Annotated in this window: 15 protein-coding genes; 3 read left to right on the top strand and 12 right to left on the bottom strand. The window is 65.2% G+C overall.

Features of this window, described 5'->3' with window-relative positions; genetic code table 11:
• Nucleotides 1-51 precede the first annotated feature (51 nt).
• The gene (locus V5F23_RS15660; RefSeq protein ID WP_338498926.1) at nucleotides 52-1056 is read right to left on the bottom strand and encodes a DMT family transporter; all 1005 of its coding nucleotides are present in this window, start codon (nucleotides 1054-1056) and stop codon (nucleotides 52-54) included.
• Between the two features lie 12 nt (nucleotides 1057-1068).
• On the opposite strand from V5F23_RS15660, the gene V5F23_RS15655 reads away from it, so the two are divergent.
• Nucleotides 1069-1632 (top strand): XRE family transcriptional regulator, encoded by a 564-nt coding sequence (locus tag V5F23_RS15655; RefSeq protein ID WP_042730567.1) that lies wholly within the window; start codon nucleotides 1069-1071, stop codon nucleotides 1630-1632.
• A gap of 18 nt (nucleotides 1633-1650) precedes the next feature.
• A complete protein-coding gene (locus V5F23_RS15650) occupies nucleotides 1651-3099 on the top strand; it encodes an FAD/NAD(P)-binding protein (RefSeq protein WP_212802664.1) in 1449 nt (482 codons plus the stop codon).
• 178 nt (nucleotides 3100-3277) lie between these two features.
• On the opposite strand, the gene V5F23_RS15645 is transcribed toward V5F23_RS15650, so the two are convergent.
• From V5F23_RS15645 to V5F23_RS15635, 3 genes are all read right to left on the bottom strand, one after another.
• The gene (locus V5F23_RS15645) at nucleotides 3278-4393 is read right to left on the bottom strand and encodes a Gfo/Idh/MocA family oxidoreductase (protein WP_042730565.1); all 1116 of its coding nucleotides are present in this window, start codon (nucleotides 4391-4393) and stop codon (nucleotides 3278-3280) included.
• A 213-nt stretch (nucleotides 4394-4606) separates the two neighbouring features.
• The gene (locus tag V5F23_RS15640) at nucleotides 4607-5374 is read right to left on the bottom strand and encodes an SDR family oxidoreductase (RefSeq protein WP_042730564.1); all 768 of its coding nucleotides are present in this window, start codon (nucleotides 5372-5374) and stop codon (nucleotides 4607-4609) included.
• Nucleotides 5375-5399: 25 nt separating this feature from the next.
• Nucleotides 5400-6467: a phosphotransferase family protein gene (locus V5F23_RS15635; RefSeq protein ID WP_047738853.1), complete on the bottom strand. Its 1068-nt coding sequence runs from the start codon at nucleotides 6465-6467 to the stop codon at nucleotides 5400-5402.
• 173 nt (nucleotides 6468-6640) lie between these two features.
• On the opposite strand from V5F23_RS15635, the gene V5F23_RS15630 reads away from it, so the two are divergent.
• Nucleotides 6641-7036 (top strand): DUF4280 domain-containing protein, encoded by a 396-nt coding sequence (locus V5F23_RS15630; RefSeq protein WP_042732222.1) that lies wholly within the window; start codon nucleotides 6641-6643, stop codon nucleotides 7034-7036.
• A gap of 214 nt (nucleotides 7037-7250) precedes the next feature.
• Here V5F23_RS15630 and V5F23_RS15625 read toward each other — a convergent pair whose 3' ends face one another.
• Genes V5F23_RS15625 through V5F23_RS15590 form a run of 8 tightly spaced genes read right to left on the bottom strand, consistent with a single transcriptional unit; the run spans nucleotide 7251 to nucleotide 16785 of the window.
• Complete coding sequence (locus tag V5F23_RS15625; RefSeq protein WP_042732223.1) at nucleotides 7251-7793, bottom strand: toxin-antitoxin system YwqK family antitoxin; 543 nt, start codon at nucleotides 7791-7793, stop codon at nucleotides 7251-7253.
• A gap of 13 nt (nucleotides 7794-7806) precedes the next feature.
• A complete protein-coding gene (gene tssI / locus V5F23_RS15620; protein ID WP_212802663.1) occupies nucleotides 7807-9816 on the bottom strand; it encodes a type VI secretion system tip protein VgrG in 2010 nt (669 codons plus the stop codon).
• 4 nt (nucleotides 9817-9820) lie between these two features.
• On the bottom strand, nucleotides 9821-10489 hold the full coding sequence (locus V5F23_RS15615) for an endonuclease/exonuclease/phosphatase family protein (protein ID WP_042732225.1): 669 nt from the start codon (nucleotides 10487-10489) through the stop codon (nucleotides 9821-9823).
• Between the two features lie 34 nt (nucleotides 10490-10523).
• Nucleotides 10524-13067, bottom strand: coding sequence for a type VI secretion system ATPase TssH (gene tssH, locus V5F23_RS15610; RefSeq protein ID WP_212802661.1), 2544 nt, complete (start codon nucleotides 13065-13067; stop codon nucleotides 10524-10526).
• A gap of 1 nt (nucleotide 13068) precedes the next feature.
• Nucleotides 13069-14094, bottom strand: a complete 1026-nt coding sequence (tssG, locus tag V5F23_RS15605) for a type VI secretion system baseplate subunit TssG (RefSeq protein ID WP_042732956.1) — start codon at nucleotides 14092-14094, stop codon at nucleotides 13069-13071.
• On the bottom strand, nucleotides 14058-15848 hold the full coding sequence (tssF, locus tag V5F23_RS15600) for a type VI secretion system baseplate subunit TssF (RefSeq protein ID WP_212802660.1): 1791 nt from the start codon (nucleotides 15846-15848) through the stop codon (nucleotides 14058-14060). Before tssF ends, tssG begins: the two co-directional genes overlap by 37 nt.
• Nucleotides 15832-16275: a type VI secretion system baseplate subunit TssE gene (tssE, locus tag V5F23_RS15595; protein WP_042732188.1), complete on the bottom strand. Its 444-nt coding sequence runs from the start codon at nucleotides 16273-16275 to the stop codon at nucleotides 15832-15834. Before tssE ends, tssF begins: the two co-directional genes overlap by 17 nt.
• A gap of 12 nt (nucleotides 16276-16287) precedes the next feature.
• Entirely contained in the window at nucleotides 16288-16785 is a 498-nt protein-coding gene (locus tag V5F23_RS15590; RefSeq protein WP_024776584.1) for an Hcp family type VI secretion system effector, read from the bottom strand.
• Nucleotides 16786-16791 lie beyond the last annotated feature (6 nt).

Here is a 16791-nt window from a genome sequence, read left to right as displayed (position 1 = left end):
ATCCTACAAGATAGGTGGAGTTTTCCGACTTTGCCGGTTCAGAGGGCTGTCTCAGCCCTCGCGCTCCAGAACTTCATCCGCCTCGATCACGCCTTTGCCTCGGGTTTTCAACTCACTGACAATCACCGCCGCCACGATCAGGGCCGCGCCGAACAAGGCAATCGCCGGCAACCGCTCGCCCGCCAGGCGCCCGGCGATACCGGCCCAGACCGGCTCGCCGGCGTAGATCAGCGTGGCGCGGGTCGGCGAGACACTTTTCTGCGCCCAGTTCATCGCCACTTGGATTGCTGCGCTCGCTGCCCCCAGGCCGACGGCGCTGAACAGCAGCAGCCAGGAAAATTCCGGAAGCCTTTCCTGGGTGGGCACCACCATCAGGAACGCCAGCACGGCGGTGCTTGCCAGTTGCACCACGGTGACCCGGCGAACGTCGACCTGGCCGGCGTAGGCGCTGATCAGGATGATCTCGGCGGCAATTGCGATGGCGCTGATCAGCGTGGCGATTTCACCGGCGCTGAAATTCAGCGAGGCCCCGGCCGGGCCCGATACCAGCATCAGCCCGGTGAACGCCAGCATGATGCCGATGCTGGGCATCAAGCCTGGCCGACGGCCCAGCACCAGCCACTGCAACAGCGGTACGAAAGGCACGTAGAGCGCGGTGATGAACGCCGACTGGCTGCTGGGGATCGTCTGCAAGCCAACGGTTTGCAAGCCATAGCCGAGCATGATCGCCACACCGATGAAACCTCCGGCCTTGAGTTCGAACAGGGTCAGGTTTCGCAGGTGACGCCACGAGAACAGCGCCACGAACGCCGCCGCCGCGGCGAAGCGCAAGCCGACGAAAAACATCGGCCCGCTGACTGTCATGGCGTGCTGCACCAGCAGGAATGTCCCGCCCCAGATCATGGTGATCAGCACCAGCACGCATTCGGCCTTGCTGAATCGAGAGAAACGAGGGGAAGCTTGAGGGGTATTCACCGATGCCATGACCTTGCGCGCCACATGAGGCAGACGCACAATGCGTCCGAAGTTGGGCAGTATAATGCGCAGCCCCAGCATGTGAGCAATATAGTGCACAAAGAATCCGGCCAGCGGGCGTCCGTCCTGCAACACGTCAGCCAGAATGTCCGCCGCCTGCGGCATGCCGCGCAGCTCAGCCAGAGTGCATTGGCGGAGCGGTCCGGGGTCAGCCGGCGAATGCTGGTGGCGATCGAAGCCGGCGAGAAGAATGTCAGCCTGACCACCCTGGACCGCGTCGCCGAAGCCCTCGACGTGGCTTTCAGCGACCTGATCCAGGCCCCCGATGCCCGTGACCCCAGCCGCATCAATGAACTGGCCTGGGCCGGTACTTTCCCCGGCAGCAAGGCGGTGTTGCTGGCCAAGGCCACTGCCAGCCGCGAGGTCGAACTCTGGGAATGGCGCCTGGAGCCCGGAGAGCATTATCCTTCTGAACCCGACGCCGACGGCTGGAGCGAGCAGCTCTATGTGTTCGAGGGTTGCCTGACGCTGCTGCTGGGCGACGAAGCGCGGCAGATCGGCGCCGGTGAGTTTTTCATGTTCGCCAGCAACCAGCCCCACGCCTATCGCAATGAGGGGCCGGTGGCGGTGCGATTTGTACGCAATGTGGTGATTTGAAGCCTGGGGGAGAGCGGTATGCAGACAGCGCCGGAGCAACAGGCGAAGGACATCGCCCGTGAAGCCGATGTGATCATTGTCGGCGGCGGCCTGAGCGGTGCCTTGCTGGCGGCGCAATTGCTGCGCCTGCCGGGCCGCCGTGAGGTCCTGGTGGTCGAGCCACGCAGCGAGCTGGGCCGAGGCGAGGCCTACAGCGCCGTGGAACTGGGGCATACCCTGAACGGTAACGCAGCGCGGATGAGCGTCGATCCCGACAACGCCGATGACCTGACCCAATGGCTCACCGCGTTCATCGAGGCCGGTGGCTGGCCCGAGTCGGACCAGCAGCACGTGCCGATCAGCGAGTTGTTTCCACCGCGGGGAATCTTTGGCCTGTACGTGCAACAACGCCTGGACGAGGCCCGGGCGGTCGGCGCTCAGCACGGCTCCGTGGCCGAGCACGTGCGCGGGGAGGTGGTGGATCTGCAGCTTGTCGAGGGTGCGGTGTTGCTGACGCTGAATGACGGCCAGGTCCTGCGCGGGCGTTTCGCCGTGCTGGCCACCGGCATGTTCCCGGCGGCGCGAACGCCGCAGACCGAATCCAGCGGCTTGAACGCCGCAGCCCTGGATCCCTGGGACGTGGCCGCGATGCGCCAGCTCGATCCCCAGGCCACGGTGTTGATCATCGGCTCGGGGCTGACCATGGTCGATGCGGTGGTGTCGTTGGAACAGGCCGGGCACCGTGGGCCCATCGAAGTGTTTTCCCGCCATGGGCTGTTGCCGCATGTGCGCCGCCAACCGCCGGCGTGGGCAGATTTTCTTGCCGAAGACCACAGCCTGCGTTCGCCGCGCCAACTGATGCGCGCGTTGCGTCACCAGTGCCGCCAGGCCCAGGCCCAAGGCATCGATTGGCAGGCGCCGCTGGACACGGTACGCGCGCATATCGGGCGCTTGTGGAGCCAGGCCAGCGATGTACTGCGCCGGCAGTTCGTGCGACATGTCCGGCCCTGGTGGGAGAGCCATCACCACCGTTCGCCGCCGTTGAGTGCGGAACTGGTGGCGCGTCTGCACGAAGAAGGGCGGTTGCGGATTCAGGCGGCGTCGTTCAAGGGGCTGGTCGAGTCGGCCGAGGGCACCGTCGCAATTCGCCTCCGTCGGCGCGGCGAGGCCGGGACGACCGTGGTGCAGGGCGCTGCGTTGATCAACTCCAGTGGCATCGAATACGACTGGCGCCGGGTGGCCCGGCCATTACCGCAGCAACTGCTGGCCCGCGGCCTGATCCAGCCCGGCCCGCTGGCCCTGGGCATCGCCGCCCGTGCCGACGGCGCGGTAATCAATGCCCGAGGCGAACCCGCCGACCGCCTGTTCGCCATGGGCCCGCCGCTGCGGGGGATGTGGTGGGAAAGTACCGCCGTGACTGATGTGGCGAGTCAGGCGAAGGTGTTGGCGGGGCGGTTGGTCGAGTTGCAAGGCCAGGGCTCAAACTGATTCGAGCCCCTGTGGCGAGGGAGCTTGCTCCCGCTGGGCTACGAAGTAGCCCTGAAACCATTCACCTGGGTGTGTCAGGTTGGTCGTATGCAGCATTCAGTCTCTTTGGGGTTGCTGCGCAACCCAGCGGGAGCAAGCTCCCTCGCCACAGGGCGTTCACTGAAGTGAGCGGTTGCGGTTATAACTCGCTGATGTTCACCCAACGCTGCTCCCGCGCCGCCAGGCGAATCGCCGCCGCCAGGCGTTCCACCGCCCAGGCCTCTTCGAAGTCCGTGCCGTGGCCCGCTTCGCCGGCCAGGGCCATGAGCAGTTCCTGCACCTCCAGCGTTTTCAGTTCGTTGTAGCCCAACTGGTGCCCGGCGGCCGGGCTGAAGGCGGCGTAGCCGGGGAGGTCCGGGCCGGCCAGCAGGCGCTGGAACCCGGTTTCGCCGGCGCGGCACAGGCGCAGTTCATTGAGCCGTTCCTGATCGAACGCCAAGGTGCCGAGGGTGCCGCTGATCTCGAAGGCCAGGTGGTTCTTGTAGCCGTGCTTGAGCCAACTGCTGCTCACCGTGCCACAGGCGCCATTGGCGAAGCGCAGCAGCGCGTGCACATGGTCGTCCACCGCGATGGTGCGCTGTTCGCGATTGCCGGCGCTGGCGGGGCGCTGGGTGTGCACGGTCTGGCTGACGGCACACACCGCCTCGACATCGCCCAGCAGATGCCGGGCCATCGCCAGCAAATGGCTGCCCAGGTCCGCCAGGGCACCGCCGGCGTGGGCCGCTTCGCAGCGCCATGACCAGGGCGAGGCCGGGTTGGCCATGAAGTCTTCGCTGAACTCGCCCTGGAAACTGACGATCGAGCCCAGTTCCCCGCGCTGGATGATCTCCCGCGCCAACTGGATGATCGGGTTGTGCTGGTAGTTGTAGCCGACCCGGGTGACCACGCCCGCCGCCTTGGCCGCCTGGCGCATCTGGTCGGCCTGGTCGAGGGACACGGCCAGGGGCTTCTCGCAATACACCGGTTTGCCCGCCGCCAGCGCCGCCATGGCCATGGGGAAGTGCAAATGGTTGGGAGTGGTGATGGCGACCAGATTGACCTTGGGGTCTTCGATCAACCGTTGCCAGTCACTGTGGGCCGTCTCGAAGCCCCAGCTCTGTGCGCATTGCCGGGCGCGCTGCGGGTCGGCGTCGGCCAGGGCCGCCAATGTCAGGGGGTGGGGAAGGTCAAAGACCGCCTTGGCCTGGTGGAACGCCAAGGCATGGGCACGGCCCATGAAGCCGGTGCCAATCAGACCGATGCCGAGTTCGCGCATGAGAAGAGCCCTTTGAGTTGTTATTGTCAGAGGGCTCTTTATGGAATAAAAATTCCCTAATTGCAAATATTGGAATAAATATTCATTGATGCAATGGAAAATCTCTGTGGGAGCGGGCTTGCCCGCGAAGAGGCCCGGGCTATCCAGCATCTCCATCGACTGACACACCGCTTTCGCGGGCAAGCCCGCTCCCACATCTGGGATATGCGGGTCTCAGGAAAGAAACCCGCCATCCACATTCAGCGCCACGCCCGTGGTGTAGCTCGACGCGTCGCTGGCCAGGTACAACACCGTGCCAGCCATTTCGCTCGGGTCGGCCACGCGCTTGAGCGGGATCTGGGCCAGGGCGGTCTTGAGGATGCTGTCGTTCTTGACCAGCGCCGAGGCGAACTTGGTGTCGGTCAGGCCCGGCAGCAGGGCGTTGCAGCGGATGCCGAACTGCGCGCATTCCTTGGCGAAGACCTTGGTCATGTTGATCACCGCCGCCTTGGTCACCGAATAGATGCCCTGGAAGATCCCCGGCGAGATGCCGTTGATCGACGCCACGTTGATGATGCTGCCGCCGCCGTTCTCGCGCATCAACTTGCCGGCTTCCACCGACATGAAGAAGTAGCCGCGGATGTTCACGTCCACGGTTTTCTGGAAGGCGCCCAGGTCCGTGTCCAGGACGTTGCAGAACTGCGGGTTGGTGGCGGCGTTGTTGACCAGGATGTCCAGGCGCCCGAACTGCTCGCGGATGCCCGCGAAGACCTGGCTGATCTGTTCCATTTCACCGATGTGGCAAGCGATGGCGGTGGCCTTGCCGCCCGCGGCGACGATGGCGTCGGCCACCTGCTGGCAGCCGTCGAGCTTGCGGCTGGACACGATCACGTGGGCGCCTTGCTGGGCCAGCAACTTGGCGATGGCCTCGCCGATGCCGCGACTGGCACCGGAAACGAAAGCGATTTTACCGTCGAGGTCGAACAACTGAGTCTTGGACATGCGGTTTCCCTTGTTATAGGTGCGCTCAGAGCGTGGATTTGCGGATGACCTGCAGGCTCATCTGCTCCAGCAGCTTGTTCATCTGAACGAACTGCGCGAAGCGTTTGTCCTGGGTCTGGCCGTGGTAGAAGCGGTAGTAGATCTGTTGGACGATACCGGCCAGGCGGAACAGGCCGTAGGTGTAGTAGAAATCGAAGTTGTCGATGCGAATGCCGGCGCGTTCGGCGTAGTAGTCGACGAACTCGCGGCGGGTCAGCATGCCGGGCGCGTGGCTGGGCTGGCGCCGCATCAGTTGCACCGGCGCCGGGTCGTCGGCCTCGATCCAGTAGGCGAGGCTGTTGCCCAGGTCCATCAGCGGATCACCCAGGGTGGTCAATTCCCAGTCGAGCACGCCGATGATCTGCATCGGGTTCTCGGGGTCCAGGATGACGTTGTCGAAGCGGTAGTCGTTGTGCACGATGCTGGACGTCGGGTGGTCGGCGGGCATCTTGTCGTTGAGCCAGTCCTTGACGGCCTGCCATTGCGGCGCGTCGGGGGTCAGGGCTTTTTCGTAGCGCTCGCTCCAGCCACGGATCTGCCGGGCCACGTAGCCTTGGGGCTTGCCCAGGTCCGCCAGGCCGCAGGCGTTGTAGTCGACCCGGTGCAGTTCCACCAGCCGGTCGATGAAACTCTTGCACAGCGCTTCGGTGCGGGCAGCGTCGAAACCCAGTTCCGGCGGTAGGTCGGAGCGCAGGATGATGCCCTTGACCCGTTCCATCACATAGAACTCGGCACCGATCACCGACTCGTCGGTGCAGTGCACGTAGGCTTTCGGGCAGTACGGGAACCCCTCGCGCAACTGATTGAGGATGCGGAATTCGCGGCCCATGTCGTGGGCGGACTTGGCCTTGTGGCCGAACGGCGGGCGCCGCAGGACGAACTCCTGTTCGGGGTACTCCAGCAGGTAGGTCAGGTTCGACGCGCCACCGGGGAACTGGCTGATCCGTGGCAAACCGGTGAGGCCCGGAATGTGGGCCTTGAGGTACGGGTCGATCAGACTGGCATCGAGTTCTTCACCGTCGCGCACGCGGGTGGACTGATCAGTAAACGCCATGCTTATCCCTTCTGCTTATTTTGGAGGCCATCGATCATTGGCTAATCTAATGGCGCGCGGGAGGCGTCACAAGCACGCCAGGGTCTTATAGGTTAGCGTGTTGCTGGATAATCAGCGGGCCTGATGCGTCCAGGTGAGCTATGGTTTCGGGGTCGCTTCAAGGAGTCGCCGCGATGGGATGCCCGCAGGTCTGCAGCACCGCCACCTTGCAATGCAGCTTCGGCGCCGCGCCAGCGGTGCTCAACGTATTGCCGGTCAACCGAATGCTGACTGGCGGGATGCCGGCAGCGAACATCATGGATCACATTCCGTTGGTGAACGTCACCACGTTCGGCATGTGCATGAGCCTGGCCAACCCGACCGTCGCCGCCGCCACGGCCGCCGCCCTGGGCGTGCTCACCCCCATGCCCTGCATCCCCGCCACCGCCACCCCCTGGATCCCGGGCGGCCCACCGACCCTGCTGCTGGGCAACATGCCGGCCATCGATGCCAACAGCACCTTGATGTGCTCCTGGGCCGGGGTCATCAAGATTGTCGTGCCGGGGCAGGTGCAGATGTTGATTCCCTGACTGGCTGGGTGTGCAGCTATTGGTGGTCTCCTGCGCAGGTGCGAGCAAAAGCTGCGTACACCCCAAATCCCTTGTGGGAGCGGGCTTGCCCGCGAAAGCGGAGTGTCTGTCATGAATATGTTGAATGTGCCGCCGTCTTCGCGGGCAAGCCCGGCTCCCACAAGGGCAGTGGTGTCTGCAGAGGCGGTGTACACCCTCTACAAAAGTAAGGAGTTCAGGCCTGCGCCGGGTCGTTCCAGCGCCGCAGCCACCAGCGCAGCCGGGAGATCGGTTTGCCTTCGGCGTCCAGCGGGCGGCCGTCTTCGGCGTAGGCGTGGGCCGGTTCCAGCAGTTGGCCATTGAGGTAACGGGCCTCGACCGCGGGGTTGCCGTTGGCGTGCAGGCGGCGGTAACGGCCGTCGCGTACGCCGTCGCGATAGAACTCGGCCTCGGCCAGTTGCCCGTCGGGGAAGTAGTTATTGGCTTCGCCGTGGAGCAAGCCGGCGCGGTAGGTGGCCTGGCGCTGCAAACCGCCTTCGGCCGCATAAAAACTCGCCACCCCCTGCAGCTTGCCGTTGACGAAGGGCAGCACCGCCGAAACCTTGCCGTTGGGGTGATACAACGTACTGGTGCCTTGTAGTTCACCGCGGTGGTAGTTGAGTTTCGCCTGGGGGCGGCGGGCTTCTTCGATGTGCAGTGGGCCGTCGAGCCGGCCCTCGATCAACTGGCCGTTCAGTTGACTGTCGCCACGTTCCACGTCGAGTGTTTTCGAGGCCATCGATGCGCTCCCCTCAGTTGACCTTCACCAGGCCACCTTTGATGGTCAGCATGCCACCGCCGTCCACGGTCTGTTCGGCGGCGGCCTTGTTCACCAGGCTGATGCCGGCGTCGTTGGTCAGGGTGGTGCCGGCCTTGTTTTCCAGTGAAGTGCCGGCCTGGTTGCTCAGAGCCGTGCCGGCCTTCTGGCTGATGGACGTGCTGGCCTGGGCCGCCAGGTCGGCGCCACTCTTGATCGCGAAGCTGCCGCCGCTTTGCAGGGTCAGGGTGCCGCTGACCTTGATCGTCAGATTTCCGTCCACCGTGAGGTCGTAGTTGCCGGTGACCTTGTGCGCGTAGTTGCCGCCGGTGCTGTGGGTCTGGTCCGAACCCACGGTCACGCTGCGGGTGTCCTTGACGTCGAGGCTGTCGCTGCCGGTCTGGATCGTCACGCTGCGCTTGCCTTTCTCCAGGGTGACGGTCTCGTCGCCGTCCTTGACCGTGCGGGTACGGGCGTTCTGCACCGTGAGGGTTTCATCGTGGCCGACGGTGGCGGTGGTGTCGTTGAGCACGTTGATGTTGAGGTCCTTCTGGGCCTGGAGGAACACTTCTTCGGCGTCCTTCTTGTCCTCGAAGCGCAACTCGTTGAAACCGCCGCCGCCCTTGGACGATTGGGTCTTGATCCCGGATTGGGTCTGGTTCGCCGGCAGCGCATAGGGCAAGGCGTTGTCGCCGTTATAGACGCAGCCGGTCACCAGCGGACGGTCCGGGTCGCCGTCGATGAACGTGACGATGACCTCCTGGCCGATCCGGGGTACGAACTGCATGCCGAACCCCTTGCCGCTCCAGGGCAGGACCACGCGTACCCAGCAGGAGGAGGTTTCATCGTTCTTCTCGGTGCGATCCCAGGGAAACTGCAACTTGATCCGCCCGTATTCATCGGTCCAGATTTCCTCGCCGGCCTTGCCCACCACCACCGCGGTCTGGGGGTGCATGCGCGGTTTTGGCGTGAGGCGGGCCGGTCGGTAGGCCGTGGCCTTGGGAATCGCCTCGAACCGGTTGTAGTAGCTGTCGTGGCTGGCCTCGTGGCTGACCGAGGTCACCACCCAGTCGATGTTCAGCGCCGGGTCTTCATGCCCGGCCAGGGTGAACCAGTACCCCGGCACCAGCCAGCGGCAGTCGCTTTCGCCGACAAACCGCTGCGCCTGGCTGCGCAGGCCGTCGATTCGCTGCTTGGTCAGTGCGTCGCCCTGGGCCTTGGCGGTGTAGCCGCCCGGATGCTCGTACATCGAACTCGGCCCGGCCACGGCTTCGGCCTGGCTGTAGAGCGATGTGGTGGGGGTGGTGAATTCGTAGTCGGTCGCCTGGTAGACCCCGGCCACCGCTTGCAGGGACACGTGCCCGGTCCGGACGCCATGCAGTTCGCGGTCGCCAATTTTCTGCCCGAGGTAGTTCACCGTCGGTCCGTTAGGGATCGGCGCGAAGGCGTCGTTGTTGTCGGCCAGTACCAGCGTGTGCGTGCCTTGCGCGTGGGTGAAGAACCAGAAGATCCCGTCCTCTTCCAGCAGGCGCGAGACAAAGGCCAGGTCGGTTTCGCCGTACTGCACGCAATACTCGCGGGGGCTGTAGCTGCCGGTGAGCTCGAGCTTGAAGTCGGTAAAGCCGTGGGCCTTGAAAATCGTCGTGACGATGTCCGATGTCGCGAGGTTCTGGAACACCCGATTGTTGCTGGCCAGCCCCAACCACCAGAGCCAGGGCCTGAGCAGCAGTTGATAGCGCTCGGCGGTGGCGTCGGCGGGCAACTGGCGGATTTCGGCCACCAGCAGGTCCAGCGGGCGCAGCAGCGCGTCCTTGTGCAGGGTCGTGGTGACGTGGCTACCGATGGCCGTGGTGAGGGTCAATGGGGCGCCGTCGTTGAGGCCGTTGAGGACGTGCGAACCCAGTGCGTTGAGACGCTCTTCGCCGGACAGCGAGTCCGGGTACAGCGCGGCCAGCGTCGCGGCAGTGAGGGAAAGGGTGGTGTTGCTGTCGGTGGAGCGGGGCATGCGCTCAGCCTCTGACATCGAACAGGATGGGGCGGTGATCGGGGCCGGACATATCGAACACGTGGGCGAGCCCCGTGATGTCGACCGGCGTGACAGCGACATCCACGGAGGCCAGCACCCAGTCGAGGATGCCGCCCTTGCTTTGGGTTTGTTGGCCGCCCCAGCACTCATAAGCCAGCCCGGCGGTGTCGAGTTCTCCCACCTTCTGGTAATCCAGGTTCAGATCGCCGGTCGCCACCCACTTGCCGCCCAAGGCCGTGCAGGACTTAAGCTGGCTTTTGGTCACACCGTTCTGTCCCGACTTGAAATGGGCAAGAAATACGTAGCCGGTGTAGCCCTTCACGCCGTGGGCTTCGACGGCAATCAGGTCCCTGTTCAAGGTGAAGAGGCTGCCCTGGCTGACCACCTGCAACCTCTCGAAGCTTTTGACCAGGACGATGTAGGCATTCGAATGACCGCCGGTGAAGGAATAGACGCTGTAGTTTTTGTAAATGGCAGCCAGGTTCGAACGGTAGTTATCGATCTGCGCCGAATGTATTTCACACAGGAAAACGAGGTCCGCGTCCCAATAATTGCTGGAGCAGCAGTTGTGGAGAAAGATATCCACCTGCGTCTGCTTTTCCAGCGTGGAGGACTTGCCGTTTTTTTCCACGTTGAAACTGCCAATTCTCATAAGGCCACCCCCCTGCGCTGCATCGGCGTTGCGTTTATTCCAGGGCCCACTGCGCCAACTTCCCCGTCACCTGCGTCATCAGCACATTTTCGATATCTCGCGCGCCGGCCGCGCTGCATTTGGCGAGCACGGCCTTGACGATCCCGGGGTCGAACTCGAACGGCTTGCCCGTCGCGGCCTTGTAGCGTGCACGCAGTTTTTCCAACTTCGCCAACACGATCCCCTCCAGCGTTGCCTCATCCAGCGGCCGGTACGCCACCACCGTCATGCGCGCCAGGAAGGCCGGACGAAACGCTTGCAACAACACCTTGCGCAAGGCTTCGTTGAAGGCATCGCTGCCCAGTTGCGCAGCCGGGGTGTCCAGCAGCAATTCGGCACCGACGTTGCTGGTGGCGAGCATCACGGTGTTCTTGAAGTCCACCACCAGGCCGGTGCCGTCCTCCATCAGCCCCTTGTCGAAGACGTTGTAGAACGCTTCGAGCACATCGGGGTGAGCCTTCTCGATTTCGTCCAGCAGCACCACCGAATAGGGTTTGCGCCGCACCGCTTCGGTGAGCACGCCACCGCTGCCGTAGCCGACGTAGCCGGGCGGGGCGCCTTTGAGCTGGCTGACGGTGTGGGCTTCCTGGTATTCCGAAAGGTTGATGCTGATCAGGTTGCGCTCGCCGCCGTACAAGGCATCGGCCAGGGCGTAGGCGGTTTCGGTCTTGCCCACGCCGGTGGGGCCCACCAGCAGGAACACCCCGACCGGTTTCTGCGGGTCGGTGAGGCCGGCGCGGTAGGCTTGCAGGCGTTGGGCGATGGTGTCGAGCGCCGGGCCCTGGCCCATCACCCGTTGCCCCATGCGCTGGCCCAGGGTGCGCACGGCGTGGGCCTCGTCGGCGAGCATCTTGCCCACCGGGATGCCGGTCCAGCCGGCGATCACGGCGGCGACGGTCTTGCTGTCCACCTGTTCGGGCACCAGGGGATCGTCCTGGCGAATGGCATCGAGGCCGGCTTCCAGGCGCAGCAATTCGGCGGCCAGGTGATCGATGCGGTTATCGACCTCGGTGTCGGGTTTTTCAGCATCGGCCCGTTCGCTCAGGGCCAGCAGTTCGCGCCGGGTGTCGAGCAGCTCGCGCACTGCTTCGCGTTCTTCGCCCCAGCGGGTTTCCAGCTCGCGGATGGCCTGCACGTTGCTGGCCGATTCGCTTTCCAGCAGGGTGATGCGTTCGCGGTGATCCAGGCCGGTGGCTTGCTCGCGTCGCAGGCGCTCGACTTCATCCTTGAGGCTGTTCTGACGGTGCCGCAGGCTTTCCAGCGGCGGCGGTACGTCGTGCTGGCCGAGGGCGACCCGGGCGCAGGCGGTGTCGAGCACGCTGATGGCCTTGTCCGGCAACTGGCGTCCTGAAATGTAGCGATGGGACAGCTTCACTGCTTCGTGGATGGCCGCGTCCAACACCTGCACGCCGTGGTGCTGCTCCAATTTAGTGGCGACGCCACGGAGCATTTCCACGGCGGTGAGTTCGTCTGGTTCTTCGACCTGCACAAGTTGGAAGCGGCGGGTCAGGGCCGGGTCTTTCTCGAAGTATTTCTTGTACTCCAGCCAGGTGGTGGCGGCCAGGGTGCGCAGTTCGCCTCGGGCCAGGGCCGGCTTGAGCAGGTTGGCGGCATCGCTGCCACCTTCGGCACCGCCGGCACCGATCAACGTGTGGGCTTCGTCGATGAACAGGATGATGGGTTTTTCGGCGCTGCGTACCGCGTCGATCACACCCTTGAGGCGTTGCTCGAATTCACCCTTGACGCCCGCGCCGGCCTGCAACAGGCCCAGGTCGAGCACCCGCAGCGTCACCTCTTGCAATGACGGCGGCACATCTGCGGCGGCGATGCGCAGGGCCAGGCCTTCCACCACGGCGGTCTTGCCGACGCCCGGGGCGCCCACCAGGATCGGGTTGTTCTGCCGACGCCTGAGCAGAATGTCGATGCATTGGCGGATCTCGCCGTCGCGTCCGACGATCGGGTCGATGCGACCTTCCCGGGCGTCGGCGGTCAGGTCCTGGGTGTACTGGTCGAGTACCGGGTCCTGCTTTTGCGGCGCCTCGCCAGGCTTGGCAGCGCGTACGCCGCCGGTATGTTCGTGGGAGCTTTCGGTCCACTCCAGCAGGTGGGTGCGCAGGGCGTCCCGGGGGATGCGCAGCAGCGATGAAGCACTGTTGAGCAGCAAGCCGCGGCGCTCGTCGCGATCGAGCAGGGCCAGCAACAACAGCCCGGAACGGATGCTGTCCAGGCCCAGTACGCTGGCCTGCACCACGGCATCCTCCAGCAGGCCGATGGTCTGCGCCGACAGGGCAGGGGTGCGAGTGCTGCCGGACTTGAACAGCTCCAGGGCCCGATTGGTTTCAGTCGCCACGGCGTCGCGTTCCAGGCCGAAGCGCGGCAGCAGGCAGGCGAAGTCACCCCCTTCGATGTCCAGCAGTTCCAGCAACAGGTGTTCGATCTCGACGTAATGATGGCCGCGTTGCAGGCAGCGTTGCGCGGCCCGTTCCAAGGCGCGGCGGTTGTCCGGGTTGAGGCGTCCGATCAGGCTGGCCAGTTCCATTTCAGGCGATCTCCGGCTGACGAAGGCGGGTTTCGATGCGTTGCACGGCCAGGCTCGGCTGGCGTTGCAGGCCGCCGTTCCAGCTCAAGCGCGGCGCCGTCGAGTGGCCGAGTTGCAACGGCCCGGCGCCACGGACCAGCAGCACCAGCGTGCAGTCCAGGTCCGGGCCGAAATACAAGGCATAGAGACTGGCGAGCAGCGGATGGACGTCGCCGTCAGGCAGCAGGCCGTTGGCCTGGACGGTGCTCAGTGGGCCCAGGGTCAGGCGCACGCCGGCATGCTCGTCCCAGACCCGGGTCCCGGCCACCGCCGTGCGGCCCAGGCACAGGTTGCGTCCCCCGACCTGCAAGCGGCTGCGGCTGGCCGGCGGGATTTCCCGCCAGCCCCCGGCATAGCCGGTCAGTTCCACGGGCAGGCCGAATTGCTCACGGACAATGGCCGCGAAGCCGGCCAGGGAACGACGGCCGTCGGCGTACAGCGCGGTGCAGGCGAGCACGGCGCAATCGGGAGCGGCCTGGCGCTCTTGCAGGGCCTTGGGCAGCAGGCCGGTCAGCGCCCGCAACTGCGCCTGTACGGCCGAAGCCCCGGGGGCGGTGAAGCCCAAGGCAATGCGGTGCTTGCGCATCACCTTGTACAGCAGGCTGAGCAGACGATGCTGGAACAGGTCGAGAAATTCCGCTGGGGCGTGGTCCCGCGCCCGTGCCCGTTGTTGCAGCCATTCCTGGTAGGCGTAGGGCAGCGGACCGTCCGGGCCGCCGAGGCCGAAGATCGGTGTGGTCAGGGTCGGTGGTGAGCCGGTGTCCTGCTCCAGGCGCTCGACTTCGCTGGCGGCGAACACGGGCGTCAGCGGCCCACGCAAGCGCAGCGCCTCGGCGTGCGGGGCGGTGCCGCTGCCGAGGGTTTCGGCCTGGGGATGCTCGCGCTCCAGCACCTGCAACGCCTGGAGCCATTCGAAGCGTTGCGGGTCGCGTCGCAGGCGTTGGCTCAGGTTCAGAGCGTCAGGGGCTTGCCGGCTTGGGGTTGCCATGTCTTCACCTCCTTGTCGGACTGGACCAGCACCGTGCGCACGAAGCGGTTGGCGGTGGCGTAGAGGGAAAAGAACTGCGCCAGCACCCCGGAGAACAGCACGGCGCTGCTGCCGACGAAATGCTGCGGGTCCAGTTGCAGGCGCACTTCCAGGCCGTTGCGCCAACCGCGCCAGGCGTCCTCGCCAACATGGGCGATGACCCGTTCGCAGCCCAGCCCCAACACGCCGTCGATCTGGCGCCGGGCGCTGGCCTCGTCGCGCAGGTTATGCAATTCCAGGATCTCGCGCAGGGCATCGAGCGCCTGGGGGCCTTCCACCAGGGACAAATGGTTGAGGGTCAATTGCGACACCAGTCGCCAGCGCGATTCGCCGTCCAGTCGCGGCAGGCTCTGGGGGCTGGGTGGGTTGCGCAGGCGGGCCCAGGCCACCGGCCCCGGGCGCTCGAAGCCCAGCGGGGTGCCGGCGGGCAGGCTCTGGGCCAGGTGTCGGTTGGTGCAGAGCAGTTCGGCGGTGAGGCTGTAGTCGCGGGTCTCGGCCAGTGGGTCGAACCGGGTGTCCACCAGACTGACCATCAGGTCGGTGCCCAGCCGGTTCGGGCTCATGCCGCTGACCCGCCGTGCATGCCAGTAGCACGACGGGTCGTTGCCATGCTGGCTGCCGTAGTAGGCCGGCACCTTGCGCACGCCCTGGCTGGAACTGGCGCGCATGCCACGGATGCTGTGGATCTCGACGCTGTTTTCCCGATGACTGTCGGCCACCAGGCGGTATTCACTGCGAGTGCCGTCCGGGCGCAGCGGTTCCGAAGTTCTGGGGAACAGGTTGATCACCGGGGTGCAGCCCAGCGCGATGTCGCTGGCCTGGAGCGGCAGGCGGCTGGCCGGAGCGCGGTCGAACACGATGTAGAGGTACAGGGAGGCGTTGTCGCTGTTCGCGCCGGCCAGTGGCAGGTCGAAGAAACCGAATTTGTCGGGGAAGGCAAAGTACTCAGCCAGCAGACGCATACCCGGGTGCACGCCGTCCTCGTCCGGCAGCAAGGCCTGGTCGCTGCCGAAACCGACTATTTGCGGCAGGCCGGCCAGTGGCTCCGGCACGCTGCCGGGTGGCCCGGCGAGGACCTTGATGGCGTGGGCGCCCAACAGGTCATAGAGCCAGGCATTGATGATCGGCGAGGCGGCTAGGTGCACCCGCAGGTGCTCGATCCCCAGTGTCGACCACTGGCTTTCACCCAGGCAACGCAGGTTCAGGCGCAAGGCCGAACGGGCCTGGACCACCCCGGTCAGCCCTTGGGCCTCGTCGCTGCCCAGTAGCAGCGCCTCGCTGATTTCCAGCGGCCACAGATGCACGGCGGCGGTGGTGCGAAAGTGAATGCTCTGGCCCTTGTCAGTGGTGACGAACAACGGCGTGTCGCGGGGCAGGGGGTAGCCCTCGTCGAGGTTGCCCTTGCTCGGGTCGGGTTCGAACTGGACGATGGCACACGATGGCAACGGGCGCATGGCCAACGGGTAGAGCTGTTCGAGCAGGGCGTCGCTGAACTCGGCGTAATCGTCGTCCAGCCGACGTTGCAGGCGCGCCGCCAATAACGCGAAACCCTCCAGCAGGCGCTCGACGTGGGGGTCCGGGCATTCGCCAGGGGACAACTCCAGGCGCCGGGCGACCTTGGGGTAGCGTTCGGCGAACAGGCTCCCGGCGTGACGCAGCCAGGTCAGTTCGCGCTGATAATAGTCCAGCAGTTGCGGGTCAATCGAGTCGCTCATGGCGCACCTCAAGGCCGTCGTCGGCGGGCTCGATCACAAAGGCCACCGGCCAGGCGTGGGGGTCGCCGCGCAGTTCGCCCAGCAGCCGGATGCACAACTGTTGTGGCTGACCGGGCACCGGGCAGACCTGTACCTCGCCCAGGCGCAGGCGAGGTTCGAAGTGGCTGACCGCCTGGCGGATCTCCCGGGTCAGTTGGCGCCGATCATCGCTGCGTTGCTGTTGCAGCGCGGTCCAGTCGGCAATGCCGTAGTCGAGGATGCTCGGTGGCTCGGTCAGTGCCCGTGGCCCGCGCCGGGTGTTGAACAGCCGCGACAGTTCGGTGTGGACCGAGTCCTGCAACGCCTGGCGATCGAACGCCCGACCGGTGTCGTCCGCCGGGCTGGCCAGGCGTTCGAACAGCGGCGGACGAAACCCGAAGCCGGCCATGGCGCAGCCTCCTTACTTGGTCATTTTGTTGGCCGCCAGGTCCCAGGTCGTGCCCGCCGTACCTTCCTTGGTGCCGTCGTCTTTCTGGGCGGTGAGCTCCCATTTGATCTTGGTGAAGTTCAGCGACAGGGTTTCCACCGGCTTGCCGCCCGTGCCGCCGCTGACGCTGACGTTGGACAGCACGACGTTGGTGAGGGTGTAGACGATGAACGGCATGATCTTGCCGCTGCCCTCGGCGGCGTTGCGGCCGATGGTGATGACGGCCTGTGGGATCGGCTTGCCGGCGCAGCAATACTCGTTGAGCGAGGGCGTGGAGCTGTCGATGAACTTGGTCAGGGTGAACTCACCGATGTGCGGCCGGCCGGAGGTGCGCTCCGAGTTGCTGACGTCATTGGTGACCTGCATGGCCACGTTGTGGCTGTAGGACATGACCTCGATCTTGTCCGTGAAGCCCTCCAGCAGGCTGTCGCCCTTGATGTCGCCGCCGAGGTCGAGAATGATTGCATCCATGGTGTG

It is taken from the genome of Pseudomonas sp. WP18, from assembly GCF_036689585.1.
In the GTDB taxonomy this organism is placed as follows: domain Bacteria; phylum Pseudomonadota; class Gammaproteobacteria; order Pseudomonadales; family Pseudomonadaceae; genus Aquipseudomonas; species Aquipseudomonas chlororaphis_E.
This window is presented reverse-complemented; position numbering and strand designations above follow the sequence as displayed.